12 protein-coding genes are annotated in these 12,064 nt (G+C 76.2%); 5 read left to right on the top strand and 7 right to left on the bottom strand.

All coding sequences use genetic code 11. The annotated features are described in order from the left end of the window. Positions 1–99: 99 nt before the first annotated feature. The 5 genes from D0Z06_RS08345 to D0Z06_RS08325 form a co-directional block, all read right to left on the bottom strand. Entirely contained in the window at positions 100–1,701 is a 1,602-nt protein-coding gene (locus D0Z06_RS08345) for a hypothetical protein (protein WP_147332001.1), read from the bottom strand. 1,041 nt (positions 1,702–2,742) lie between these two features. Next, positions 2,743–3,288 carry an acyltransferase gene (locus D0Z06_RS08340; RefSeq protein WP_117376895.1) on the bottom strand — a complete coding sequence of 182 codons (546 nt, stop codon included), beginning with the start codon at positions 3,286–3,288 and terminating at the stop codon, positions 2,743–2,745. Between the two features lie 124 nt (positions 3,289–3,412). Then, positions 3,413–4,252 carry a DUF2382 domain-containing protein gene (locus D0Z06_RS08335; RefSeq protein WP_117376894.1) on the bottom strand — a complete coding sequence of 280 codons (840 nt, stop codon included), beginning with the start codon at positions 4,250–4,252 and terminating at the stop codon, positions 3,413–3,415. Positions 4,253–4,406: 154 nt separating this feature from the next. Beyond that, positions 4,407–4,739 carry an STAS domain-containing protein gene (locus tag D0Z06_RS08330; RefSeq protein WP_117376893.1) on the bottom strand — a complete coding sequence of 111 codons (333 nt, stop codon included), beginning with the start codon at positions 4,737–4,739 and terminating at the stop codon, positions 4,407–4,409. 97 nt (positions 4,740–4,836) lie between these two features. After that, a complete protein-coding gene (locus D0Z06_RS08325) occupies positions 4,837–5,613 on the bottom strand; it encodes a TetR/AcrR family transcriptional regulator C-terminal domain-containing protein (protein WP_117376892.1) in 777 nt (258 codons plus the stop codon). A gap of 256 nt (positions 5,614–5,869) precedes the next feature. On the opposite strand from D0Z06_RS08325, the gene D0Z06_RS08320 reads away from it, so the two are divergent. From D0Z06_RS08320 to D0Z06_RS08305, 4 genes are all read left to right on the top strand, one after another. Continuing rightward, positions 5,870–7,117, top strand: coding sequence for a phospholipase D-like domain-containing protein (locus tag D0Z06_RS08320; RefSeq protein ID WP_158579917.1), 1,248 nt, complete (start codon positions 5,870–5,872; stop codon positions 7,115–7,117). A 96-nt stretch (positions 7,118–7,213) separates the two neighbouring features. Then, positions 7,214–8,680 (top strand): phosphatase PAP2 family protein, encoded by a 1,467-nt coding sequence (locus D0Z06_RS08315; RefSeq protein WP_158579916.1) that lies wholly within the window; start codon positions 7,214–7,216, stop codon positions 8,678–8,680. Beyond that, positions 8,677–9,570 (top strand): metallophosphoesterase, encoded by an 894-nt coding sequence (locus tag D0Z06_RS08310; protein ID WP_117376889.1) that lies wholly within the window; start codon positions 8,677–8,679, stop codon positions 9,568–9,570. The genes D0Z06_RS08315 and D0Z06_RS08310 overlap by 4 nt, the downstream gene beginning before the upstream one ends. Beyond that, positions 9,567–10,436: an alpha/beta fold hydrolase gene (locus D0Z06_RS08305; protein ID WP_117376888.1), complete on the top strand. Its 870-nt coding sequence runs from the start codon at positions 9,567–9,569 to the stop codon at positions 10,434–10,436. The genes D0Z06_RS08310 and D0Z06_RS08305 overlap by 4 nt, the downstream gene beginning before the upstream one ends. Positions 10,437–10,439: 3 nt before the next feature. On the opposite strand, the gene D0Z06_RS08300 is transcribed toward D0Z06_RS08305, so the two are convergent. After that, on the bottom strand, positions 10,440–11,024 hold the full coding sequence (locus D0Z06_RS08300; protein ID WP_117376954.1) for a YdeI/OmpD-associated family protein: 585 nt from the start codon (positions 11,022–11,024) through the stop codon (positions 10,440–10,442). Positions 11,025–11,055: 31 nt separating this feature from the next. Beyond that, the gene (locus tag D0Z06_RS08295) at positions 11,056–11,442 is read right to left on the bottom strand and encodes a VOC family protein (RefSeq protein ID WP_117376887.1); all 387 of its coding nucleotides are present in this window, start codon (positions 11,440–11,442) and stop codon (positions 11,056–11,058) included. Between the two features lie 80 nt (positions 11,443–11,522). Here D0Z06_RS08295 and D0Z06_RS08290 point away from each other — a divergent pair, with 80 nt between their 5' ends. Further along, positions 11,523–12,023, top strand: coding sequence for a DUF2505 domain-containing protein (locus D0Z06_RS08290; RefSeq protein WP_117376886.1), 501 nt, complete (start codon positions 11,523–11,525; stop codon positions 12,021–12,023). The last annotated feature ends 41 nt before the right edge of the window (positions 12,024–12,064 follow it).

Below are 12,064 nucleotides of genomic sequence, written 5' to 3'. Positions count from 1 at the left end.
TGCGCACCGGGGTAGCTGACCGGGCATCGTCGGAGGAACGACTGAGAAGGGCTCTGGCGGCTCGTCCTCGCCGGTGCTGCCGTTGACCTCTTCGGGCGGTCACGGTGTGGTGGACCCCGTCGCGTCCTCGTTCGGCCCTGCGGTCGTCTCGGCCGGCGGGGGCGGCGCCTGGCTGGTCGTCTCGGCCGGCGGGGGCGGCGCCTGGCTGGTCGTCCCCGGCGGCGGGGGCTCGCTGGTCGTCCCCGCCGGTGGGGGTTCGCTGGTCGTCTCGGCCGGTGGGAGCGGGGGCTCGCTGGTCGTCTCCGCCGGTGGGGGCGGGGGCTCGCTGGTCGTCTCCGCCGGTGGGGGCGGGGGCTCGCTGGTCGTCTCGGCCGGCGGGGGCGGCGCCTGGCCGGTCGTCCCCGGCGGCGGGGGCGGGGGCGGCGCCTGGCTGGTCGTCCCCGGCGGCGGGGGCGGGGGCTGGCTGGTCGTCTCCGCCGGCGGGGGTTCGCTGGTCGTCTCCGCCGGCGTGGTCTCCGGCGGAGCGGTGCTGGATCCCGACGCCGCCGCCTCCGCCTCCTGCGCGGCTGCCTGCGAGATCCCCGATCCCGGGCGGAGCCGCCCGTCCTCGGGCAGGTCCTCGAGCTCGATGGGATCACCGTCGGCGTCCACCAGTCCGAAGGCCGCCACGCACCCTCCGCCGATGAGGAGGACGTGACCGGGCTGATCCCCAGCAGCCTCCACCCAACTGGCCTGGCAGCCCTCGGCATCGGGGTCGGCCACGACGACCGGGGCCGTCTCGAAGAACGCGGGGACCTTCTCCACACACGCCTGCTTGTCGATGACCTCGACTTCGCCCTCTTCCAAGACACCACGCTCTGCCAAGCAGCGGTCCGTGAGGGCCTTGATGGCCTCCTTCAGGGTCGGCGTACCCCCGAACTTCTGGAAGAAGTCGTCCACCCCCGGCGCTGGCGAGACCGTCTGGGGAACCGGGGGGCCTCCACCCGTGGTGCCGCCAGCGCCACCCTCCGATACCCCGGGCGCGGGTACCGCTCCGGGCGCGATCCCACCGCCCTGGGGCAGCCGGCCGTCCGCCGGCACGATGGCGGGGTCGAGGGGCTGGCCCTTGGCGTCGACCAGGTGGAACGCGGTCGCGCAGTCCGCACCACTGAGGATGATGCCGCCGCTCTCCCAGCGGGCCGCACAGCCGGGCGCGCCGGCGCCGATCCACGTCACGGGCGCGGTCGCCAGGCGCTCCTGGACGGCGGCCTCGCAACCCGTCCGGTCGGTGACGGACGGATCGTCGCCGCAACGCCGGTAGAGGATCTCGGCGGCCTGCTCCAGGGTCTGCGCACCGGAGACGTCATCGAGGAACGCCTCGTCCACCGCCGACTCCCCGGGTGGGGATACCGCTCCGGGCGCGATCCCACCGCCCTGGGGCAGCCGGCCGTCCGCCGGCACGATGGCGGGGTCGAGGGGCTGGCCCTTGGCGTCGACCAGGTGGAACGCGGTCGCGCAGTCCGCACCACTGAGGATGATGCCGCCGCTCTCCCAGCGGGCCGCACAGCCGGGCGCGCCGGCGTCGATCCACGTCACGGGCGCGGTCGCCAGGCGCTCCTGGACGGCGGCCTCGCACCCTTCCCGGTCGGCGATGGACGGATCCTCACCACAACGCCCGTAGAGGAGCTCGACGACCTCCTCCAGAGTCTTTGCACCGGACATCTCCTGGAGAAACGCCTCGTCCAGCGGGAACGCCTCCTGACCGGACGCTTGCGGGTCTGCCGGTGGCCGCCCGCCCCCGGAGTCCGCCCCGGTCGAGCCGGAGTCGGACGAGCACCCCGCCACAGTCAGGGCGATCGCGACAGCGGCGCAGATCAGACAGTCGCTCGGTCGCCGTCTGCCCATGGCCGAACTTCCTGATCTTCTGGATCGGAGACCCGCTCACGGGGAGCGCATGCAGCCGTCGGGGACTCGACAGCGCGGAGGTGGATCAGGTCGCCCCGGGCAGAATCCGCGGAGGTTCGTCGGAACCTCTGCGACCGTCCTGCACGTGGGCGTTTCCGGGCCTCCCCATCGGACCGGGGTGTCCTCGACGGATGCGCTGCGCCGCCTCGTGCCCGAGTTGAACCCTGGCGCGCTGCAACTCGACACGGCGGAGCACCCTGCGGTCCGGGTTTCGGCGGCTCACGCCTCGCTGCTGCCGCCTGCGCCACGGATGTCGCCTGACGCACGATCGAGCCAATCCGTTGATCTGGTTCCTGCTCGCAGGGCGGGCACCCGTGCCCGCCCTGCACGTCGGTCGCGCCTCCCGTGTTCTCTGTCGGGTGAGCGTCTGTAGGGCGTCCGGTGGGGCCCGGCCTCTGTATAGACGGTGGTCCGTCACCGCTGCGTCACGCCCGTATCAGCGGGGCGTGGTCGCGTGCTGGCGACAGTCGTCGTCGGCCGTAGGGCGTCCCCCGGTCCCCGACGGGTCGGGCGGCTGGTTGCGTCGGGAGTGCACCCGTTCCGTGAACGCAGCGCCACGCTGGAGGTCGGGCGGGAGCTTCCCTCGACACCCGGGCAGGGGAATGGAGGGTCCTCACCGACGTGCGTGGAGGCAGCAGGGCCCAGCGCAGCCTGCGAGAGCACCGTCCACCCCTGGGTCGTGGGTTCGAGCCCCACCCGCCCCGCCGGTGCTCCCCCGGCCGACGACGTGGAACCCCGGCGTCACTGTCGCCGATCCCGTGCTGCACCACACGCACGGCCCAGCACCGCAGGCCTTCCTCACCCGTCGTGCGGGGGACCCCCGCCGGCCTCCTCGGCATCGTCACAGGCCACGGAGGTCGGGAGGTCCTTCACCCGCCGAGCGGGGACCCCCGCGTAGAGACCGTGCGGTGCACAGTCCTCGGTGACGACCGAACCGGCGGCGATCACGCACCCCTCACCGACCGTGACACCGGGCAGGAGCACCACGCAGGCCCCGACCCAACAGCCGTCGCCGATGCTCACCTGCCGCGCGAGGAGCTCACCGGACCGTCGGTCGCCACCCCCGATGCGGTGGGTACCGGTGGCGACGACGACGCGCATCGCCAGGGAGCAGTTGCGACCGATCCGGATCGGTGCGGACCCGTCGAAGAAGCACTCGCGGTTGATGTACGAGCCGGGGCCGATCGCCACGTCCCTGCTACCGAAGTAGCTGGCCGGCTCGATGGTGCAGCGCCGTACGTCCATGCCGAGCTTGGCGAGGTACCGCCACCGCCGCGGTGCGGAGATGAGGCTGGAGGCGAGGGTTCTGCTCAGGAGATCCCGGACCGCGGGCCGCGTCCACATCCCCACACCCTGGCAGCCCGACGAGCGGTGCACGCGACGCGCTTGCCCAGCGACGAGGCACCGCCCCGCCGACCGGGCGGCCCGCAGCCCGAGGGACGTGCGGGCCACCCGGTCGGGAGCCGGGTCAGCGGCGGTAGGAGGGGTCGTCCGCGTCCATCTCGACCTGCTCCTTGCGGACCTCGCCGGTCACCGTCTCGCGGTCGGTGACGGTCTCGGTGTCGAGGCGGACGCGCTCGACCGGCACGGCCTCCTTCTCCACCACGGGGCGCTCGGCGTGGAGCGTGACCTCGTGCTCCTCCTCGCTGATCGCCGGCCCGTCCATGGCGTTGCCGCGGTTGGCGTCGGTGATCGGCTCGCGCTCGACCCGGACCTCCTCGCGGGTCACCGGGACGGTCTCGGTCACGTTCTCCGTGACGACGTACTTGCGCAGCCGGGCCCGGCCGGCCTCCTCGGTCCGGGTGCCCACGGCCAGCCGCTCCTCGGAGCGGGTCATCGCGTCGTCGGTCGTGGGGCCCGAGGTGTCCCGGCCCACGGCGCGGCCCCGGACGTCGTCGCGCACGCCGTCGCCGTCCCGGTCCGCCCGCGCGGTGCCGGCCGCGTCGGTCGTCGACCGGGTGGTCTCCGTGCCGGTGACCTGCGTCCCGGTCGTGGCGGGGCCGAGGTCGTAGTAGCGGTAGAGCTCCTGCTCCTCCTGCGGGGAGAGGTGCCCGTCGGTGTCGATCTTCGGGGCGTCCTTCACCCGGTCCTTGCTGACGGCGACCCGCAGGCCGTCGTCGGTCAGGTCGGCGTCCCGGATCGGGACGAAGGACTCCTTGGTGCCGAACAGACCGGTGCGGACGGTGACCCACTCCGGGCGGCCGGTCTCGTCGTCGAGGTAGACCTCCGATGCCGAGCCGATCCTGTCGCCGGTCTGGTCGTAGACGTCCTTGCCGATCACGCGGCTGATGCTGTCGGTGCCGATCATCGTCACTCCTGCGGGTCGTGGCCCGAGCGGCACGGCCGGGGAGTCGTGGCCGGTGCGTCGTGGCGCGTTCACCTGGGTAGCGACCCGGAGGTCCCGGGCCTACCGGAGGAGCGTCTACCCGGCGGTTTACGACGTAAACGGACGTCGGAGGCCGTCAGCCGACCCGATCGAACAGCAGCTCCAGCCCGGTGAGGCGGAGGACCTGCAGCGCCGCCTCCGAGGGCCGGCGCAGCACCGGGCGCAGCCCCGCCGTCCGGGCCGGCTGCGTCAGCCGGATCACCAGCACCGCGCCCACGGAGTTGAGGAAGGTCACCGCCGAGGCGTCCACCACGCGGAGCAGCCCGGGGGGCGCGGCCCCGCCGGCGCTCTCGAAGGCGGCGACGGCGGCGGCGTCGACCTCGCCGGTGAGGTGGAGCACGACCACGCCGTCCTCGACGGCGAGCCGGATCTCCCCCGACGCTCGGGGGCCGGGCGTGCTGGGCACCATCGGCCGCGGCCTCCGTGAGCTCCCCTGCCTCGGCGCTCGGGACGCCCGGTCCTTTACATCGTAAAGGCAACAGGCTCCCGGGCAACAGGCCGCGAGGTCACCCGCGCGGGCGGCGGTGGAACTCGCGCAGCAGCCGGTCCAGCCGGTCCAGCAGGTTCTCCAACGCCTCCTCGAACTCGGCCGCGGACTCGTCCTCCCGCAGCAGCGGCTCGAGCCGCACGACCGACGGGTACCGACCCAGGTCGGTACCCGCCCCGCTCTGCGGGTCGGGGTCGTCGCGGGAGCTGATGGGCACGCCGCGCTGCGAGATCTCGAGCAGCAGGTGGCCGAGCAGGAAGCTGGTGTAGGCGCGGTAGGCGGCGACCGCCGCCTCGTCGGGGAACCCGTGGTCGGTGAGGGTCGACAGGAACGACTCCACCCACCGCAGGCTGCGCAGCGGCGGGCGGATCCACGGGGCGGCCGGCGGCCGGGTGGCGACCAGGGGGAAGACGGCCGGGTGCGCGAGCGCGATCCGGCGCACGCCGTGGGCCAGCCGCTGCAGGTAGTCCTGCCACCCGTGCGACGCGGTGAGGTGGACGTCCGGATCGCCGTAGAGCTCGTCGACGACGGTCTCGACCACGCCGTCGAGCAGGTGCTCCCGGCTCGGCACGTAGCGGTACAGGGCCATCGCCTCCACGCCGAGGTGGGCCCCGAGCCGGCGCATGGTCAGCGCGTCGATGCCGTGCTCGTCGATGAACTCCACCGCCGCACCCAGCACCCGCCGCCGGTCCAGGCTGCCGCGTGCCGAGCCCGGGGCGGCTGCAGGGACGACCATCGCCGACCCGCCCCGCGCCTCGGGCTCGTCCGGGTCGCGGGGCGTGCGCGCGTCCGCCATGCGACCCTCCCCACCCGGACGAGCGGACCACGACCGGGCCGGCCGCCGTCCCCTCCCCCGAGCATCCCCGCCACCACCGGCGGCGCGCACACCGGCCCCCCGACCGGGTGGCGCCCACGGCTCCCCGGCCGGCGGGCGAGGGGTGACGGCTTCGTGACGGTCGGCCGGTGCGCCCATGGGTGCACCGGCACCCGGGCACTCCCGTCCGAGGTACGGGCCGGCCGAGCGCGTCCCACCCGACGAGGAGGGAGACACCATGCCGGGATCGCGGGTGCCGCCCGGTGGGCCGGTCCAGGGCACCGCCGCTCCGCGCCGCGTGCTCGAGCAGCTCCTCGGGATCCCGTTCACCGAGGGCAACCGGGTCGACGTCCTGCGCGACGGCCGGGAGACGTTCCCGGCCCTGCTCGACGCCATCGCCGCGGCCACGCGGACCGTCGACGTGCTGTGGTTCGCCTGGCGCGGCAGCGACGTGGGGACGCAGGTGTCCGAGGCGCTCGCCGAGCGGGCACGGTCCGGCGTGCGGGTCCGGGTACTGCTCGACGCCTACGGGGCCGGGCAGATGAGCCGCGACGAGCGCGAGCGGCTGCGCCGCGCCGGGTGCACCGTCTTCAGCTACCGGCCGGTGCCGAGCTGGCGCCCCACGGTGTGGAACCTGCGCACGCACCGCCGGGTGCTCGTCTGCGACGGGTCGGTCGCGTTCACCGGGGGCACCGGGGTGGCCGACGCCTGGGCCGGTGGCGGCTCCTCCCCCGGCGAGTGGCGGGACACCGCCTTCCGGGTGCGCGGCCCGGCGGTGGCGGGCCTGCGGGGCGCCTTCACCGAGACGTGGCTGCAGGCCGAGCTGCACCGCGGCACCGGCCACCCCCTCTCCGAGGCCGACCCGTTCCCCGTGCTCGACCCGGTCGGCCCCAGCCCGGTCCAGGTGCTCCGCCCGAAGTCCGGGCCCGGGTGGAACGACGCCGCGCTGGCCATCGCCCTGCTCCTGCAGACCGCGCGCGCCCGCGTGCGGTTCACCACGCCCTACGTGCGGCTGCCCGGCTGGCTGCGCGACCTGGTGCTCGAGACGGCCGGGCGCGGGGTCCGGGTCCAGCTGCTCGTCGCCGGCCCGCGCGTCGAGCGCCCGGCGGTGCACCTGCAGGGCGAGCGGGAGTTCGGGCCGCTGCTCGGCGCGGGTGCGGAGATCTGGCGCTACCGGCCCAGCCTCCTGCACGCGAAGGTGGTCACGGTGGACGGCGCGATCGCGATGGGCGGCACCACGAACCTCGACGTCCGCTCCCTCGCCCTCAACGAGCAGGTGGGCCTGCTCGTCGACGACCCCGCGGTCGTCGCCACCCTCGACGAGCACTTCGACGAGGACCTCACCCGCAGCGAGCGGGTGACCCCGGCCGGGTGGGCCGCCCGGCCGCCGACCCACCGCGCCCTGGAAAAGGCCGCCGACGTGGTGGGGCGCCCGCTGCGGGGCTGGGGCGGCATCGGGCTGGCCGGGCGCCGCCCGGGCCGCTGACGACCCGGCGACGGCGGTCACCCCGCCGCCGGCCCCCGGGGAAGCGTCACGGAACCGTCAGAGCCCGCCGGGGGGACGCCGGGTATGCGGCAGGCGATGACTGCCCCCTCCCCCACCCGCCACGCCGAGACCGCGGGCCTCGGCCGGTTCGAGCGGCGCTCCGCGCTCGCCGGGCTGGCGGTCCTCGTCGGCGCCGTGCCCTTCCTGCTGCTCTGGCTGCTCGTGCAGCGGTCGTGGTCCCCGCTGGCCGGCCTGGACGGCGACGTCGCCGCCGGGCTCAACGACGTGGTCAGCGACTCGCCCGTGCTGGTCACCGCGCTGCAGGTGGTGACCGACCTCGGGGGCACCGGGACGGCGGTGTTCGTGCTGGTGCTGCTGACGGTGGTCCTGGTGGTCCGGGACCACCGGCGGCTGGCGGCCTTCGTGGCGACGACGGGTCTGGGGCTGGCCGTGCTCGGCCCGGTCACCAAGGCGGTGGTCGACCGCGCCCGGCCGGTGGTCGAGTCGCCCGTGGTCGCCACGCCGTCGAACGCCAGCTTTCCGAGCGGGCACTCCATGACCGCGCTGGTCACGTGGGGCGTGGTGCTGCTCGTGGCCCTGCCCGCGGTGCACCGCCGGGCCCGGCGCTGGCTGATCGCGGCGACCGTGGTGGTGGTCGTCGCCGTCGGCTTCACCCGGCTCGCGCTGGGCGTGCACTTCGTCTCCGACGTGCTCGCCGGATGGGCGCTGGGGGCCGGCTGGCTGGCGGCCACGACGGCGTCCTTCCGCGCCTGGGAGCACGAGCACCACCCGCCGGCGCACGAGCCGCTGGACCCGCTCGACGTCCGGCCGGACGAGGCGCCGCACGCGGCGCCGGGCCCGGTCCCGCCGCTCCCCCGCGGCCGGCAGGCCGGGCTGCGCCTGCTCGCCGTCGCCGCCGCCCTGGTCGCCACGCTCGCCGGGCTGGGGCTGCTCGTCACGGGCCTCCTGGGCGACAGCTGGGTCGGCCGGCTCGACCGGGCGGTCGTCGAGTGGTTCGTCCAGTTCCGCAGCCCCACGGCCACCGCTGTCGTGGACACGCTGGGGGCGCTGGCCGGTACGCGGACCGTGGTGCTCGGGGGCCTCGCGCTCGGCGTCCTCGGCGTGGCCGTGGCCGCGAGCTGGCGGCCGCTGGTCTTCGTCGCCGTGGTGCTCGGGGGCGAGGTGCTCCTCTACTGGGCGACCGCCCAGCTGGTCGGCCGGCTGCGGCCCACGGTCGCCGACCTGACCCAGGGGCTGCCGACGGGGGCGAGCTGGCCCTCCGGGCACGCCGCCGCCGCGATGGCCCTGTACGGGGCCGCCGCCGCGCTGGTCGTCGTCCACGGCCGGTCGCCGCGGCGCTGGTGGGTGCTGACCCTGCCGCTGCTCGTCGCCCCGGTCGTGGCGGTCAGCCGGCTCTACGTGGCCGCCCACTACCCCACCGACGTCCTCGCCGGACTCGTGCTCGGTGGCGTGTGGGTGTACGCCTGCACCCGCCTGCTGCTCGCGGCGCCCGGCCGGGGCTCGCGCGCCGGCGTGCGGCGCCGCGCGGTGGCAGCCCCGTGACGCGGGTGCTGGGCCGGGTCGCCCTCGCCCTGGGCGTCGTGGTCGTGCTGCTGCTGGCCTACGGGACGCTGGTCGAGCCGCGGTTCGTCCTGGACCGGGAGCGGGCGGAGGTGACGCTGCCCCGGTTGGGTCCGGACCTCGACGGCACGGAGGTCGCCGTCGTGTCCGACTTCCAGCTGGGCATGTGGTTCGGCAACCCCGGGATGAGCGCGCGGGCGGTCGAGGCCATCGCCGAGGAGCAGCCCGACGTCGCCCTCCTGGGTGGGGACTTCCTCTACAGCACCGATCCCGGCATCGCCCCGCGGGTCGACGCGGTGCTCGACCTCCTGGCGCCGCTGCGGGACGCCGGCATCCCGACGTACGCGGTGCTCGGCAACCACGACCACGCGATCGGCGCCGCCGACGAGCTGACCCGCGCGCTGGAGGGGGCCGGCGTGACCGTGCTGCGCAACGAGGCGGCCCGCGTGCCCGGCACCGGCGAGGACGCCGGCCGGGCGCTGTGGGTGGTCGGCGTCGGGCCCGACCTGCCCGACCTGGTGGACGTCGACGCGGCGCTCGCCGACGTCCCGGACGACGCGCCGCGGGTGGTGCTCATGCACAACCCCACCGTCTTCGACCGGTTCCCCGCCGGCACCGCGCCGCTGACCCTGGCCGGGCACACGCACTGCGGCCAGGTCGCCCTGCCCGGCACGCCGCGGTGGGGCTACCTGGCTTTGACCACCGAGGAGCGCATCGTCGCCGAGGGGTGGGCCCCCGAGGGGTACGGCGCACCCGGCAACGCCCTGTTCGTCACCTGCGGCACCGGGTTCAGCCTCGCACCGGTCCGCATCAACGCGCCGCCCCAGGTCGCCACGTTCGTCCTGCGGGCCGGCGAGGAGGGAGCACCGTGACCGAGCCGGCCACCGTCGACGGGACCCCGCTGGCGGTCACCGTCCGCGGCCCCCGGGAGGCCCCGCCCGTCGTGCTCGTGCACGGGCTGGGCATGTACTCCCGGGGGTGGGACGACGTGGCCGCCCGCCTGGCCCGGGAGCACCGGGTGATCGCCTACGACCTGCGCGGGCACGGGCGCAGCGGGGACGCCGGATCGGCGGGCTACACGCTGGAGGCGCACGGCCGGGACCTGCTGGCCGTGCTCGAGGGCTGCCTCGACCCGGGCACCCGCGCGCTGGTGGTCGGCCACAGCCTCGGCGGCGGCGTGCTGCTGGCCGCCGCCCGGCTGGCCGGCACCGGGCGGTACGCCGGGGCGGTGTTCGTCGGGTCCGGCGGTTCCCGCGTCACCGCGCCCGGCCTGCCCGCCCGCCGGCTGCCGCCGCGGCTCGCGGGCGCCCTGCAGAGCGCCTGGTTCGCCGCGCTGCGGGTCGGGACGGCGGCCGGTCGGCGGCTGCGGCCGGTCGGGTGGGTGTCGGACCGGCTGGTCCGCCGGTTCGGCTTCGCCCCCGGGGAACCGGAGGAGCTGGTCGAGCGGGTCCGCGACGACCTGCTCACCACCCGGTCGCCGGCGTTGTCGGCGACCACCCTGGCCAGCCTCAGCCACGACGGCACCGGGCTCGCGCGGCACCTGGACGTGCCGGCGCTGGTCCTGCACGGCACCCGCGACCCCGAGGTCCTCGAGGAGGACCTCCGGGCGCTCCTCACCGCCCTGCCCGACGCCGAGCTGGTCTCCTACCCCGGCGCCGGCCACTTCCTGCCGCTGACGCACGGCCCGCAGGTCGCGGCCGACGTGGCCCGCTGGGCGGCGCTGGTGCGACCGGGCTGACCGTCAGCGCCCGCGCGGTTGCCGCCACTGGTTGGCCCGGCGGCCGGCCTCGGCCTCGGCCACCACCGTCTGCACCCGCCGCAGCCGGGTCTCCGGGCGCCGGGCGGCGGACACCCACTCCAGGACCGCCCGCCGGACCGACGGCGGGAACGCCGACCAGTGCTCCCGCGCCCGGGGCCGGGCGTCCAGCGCCGTCCGCAGGTCGTCGGGCTCGACGAGGTCCTCGACGTCGTCCAGGGCGCCCCAGGCGCCGCTGGCCTCCGCGGCCGCGACCACCGCCTCACCGGCGGGGGTCATCAGGCCGGCGGCCCGCAGCCGCTCGACGCGGTCCTTGTTCCGGCGGGACCAGCGGCTGGCCGGGTTGCGCGGCGCGACGTAGAGCATGGCCCGGGCGGTGTCGAGGCGGGCCGGCCGGCTGTCGACCCAGCCGAAGCAGAGCGCCTCCTCGACGATGTCGTCGTAGCCGAGCCGCCGCCCCGGGCCCTTGTCGTAGACCAGCCAGACGCCGCCCGAGCGGTCCGCGTTCTCGGTCAGCCAGGCCCGCCAGCCCGCCCGGTCCGCCGGCTGCGCGCGTTCCGCCGGTCGCACGGCGTCCGCCGGCCCCGTGCGGACCGGCCGCTCACCAGGCGGCACCGGGCTCGTAGGAGCCGAGGCTCCACTCGCCGCCCTCGGGGTCGAGCAGGCGGGAGCGTCGCGTGCCCCACTCGGTGTCCTCCGGCGCGAAGACCTCGCGCCCCCCGGCGGCCAGTGCGCGGGCGTGGACCTCGTCGACGTCGTCCACGAGCAGGTACAGCCCGGAGCCGGTCGACCGGCCGACCAGCGGCGCGCGCCGGTAGTCGGCGTCGTTGCTGGCGACCATGACCACGGCGTCGCCGGCGCGCAGCTCGGCGTGCAGGACCTGCCCGGGTTCGCCGTCCTGCCGGCGCACCTCCTCGAACCCCAGGGCGGCCAGCCACCGCAGTGCGGCGGGAGCGTCGGCGTAGCTCAGGTAGGCGAACAGCCGCATGGCGCGGACGCTAGACCCGCGCCCGCCGCGGGCACCACCCCCGCCGCGCGCCCGGTGCGGCGCTCGGCGGACACTGCGGCGTGCCCATCGACCACACCGCCCTGCTCGCCGGCTCCCCCGACGAGGTCCTGGCCGTCCTCACCGACGAGGTGTTCCTCCGCGACGTGGCCCGGTCGCTGGGGGCGCAGCTGCAGGGCGTGTCGGCCGAGGAGTCCGACGACGGCCCGCGGACGGCGGTGCGCCTGCTGGTCCCCACGACCGGCGTCCCGTCGGTGTTCGCCCGCTTCGTCGGCCGCGAGGTGGCCGTCGTCGACCGGCGGAGCTGGACGCGCTCGCCCGACGGCGCGCACCGCGGGCTGCTCGACGTGCAGGCCGAGGTGTTCGGGCGGTCGGTGGCGGTCCGGGGCGAGCGGAGGCTGGCGGCGGTCGACGACGGCACCCGCTCCACGGTCACCGGTGAGGCCGAGGTCGACGCGCCCTTCGTGGGCCGGCAGGCGGAGGCCGCCGTCCGGGAGCTGGCCCTGGTGGTGCTGCGGCGAGAGGACGAGGTGCTCCGCCGCTGGCTGGCCTCGCCGGCCTGAGCGGTCCTCCCCGCTCCCGGGGCGCGAGCCTCCCGGGCGGG

It is taken from the genome of Geodermatophilus marinus, assembly GCF_003428645.1.
Taxonomy (GTDB): Bacteria; Actinomycetota; Actinomycetes; order Mycobacteriales; family Geodermatophilaceae; genus Geodermatophilus.
The sequence above is the reverse complement of the archived record's forward strand: the minus strand, read 5'-3'. Positions and strand labels throughout refer to the sequence as shown.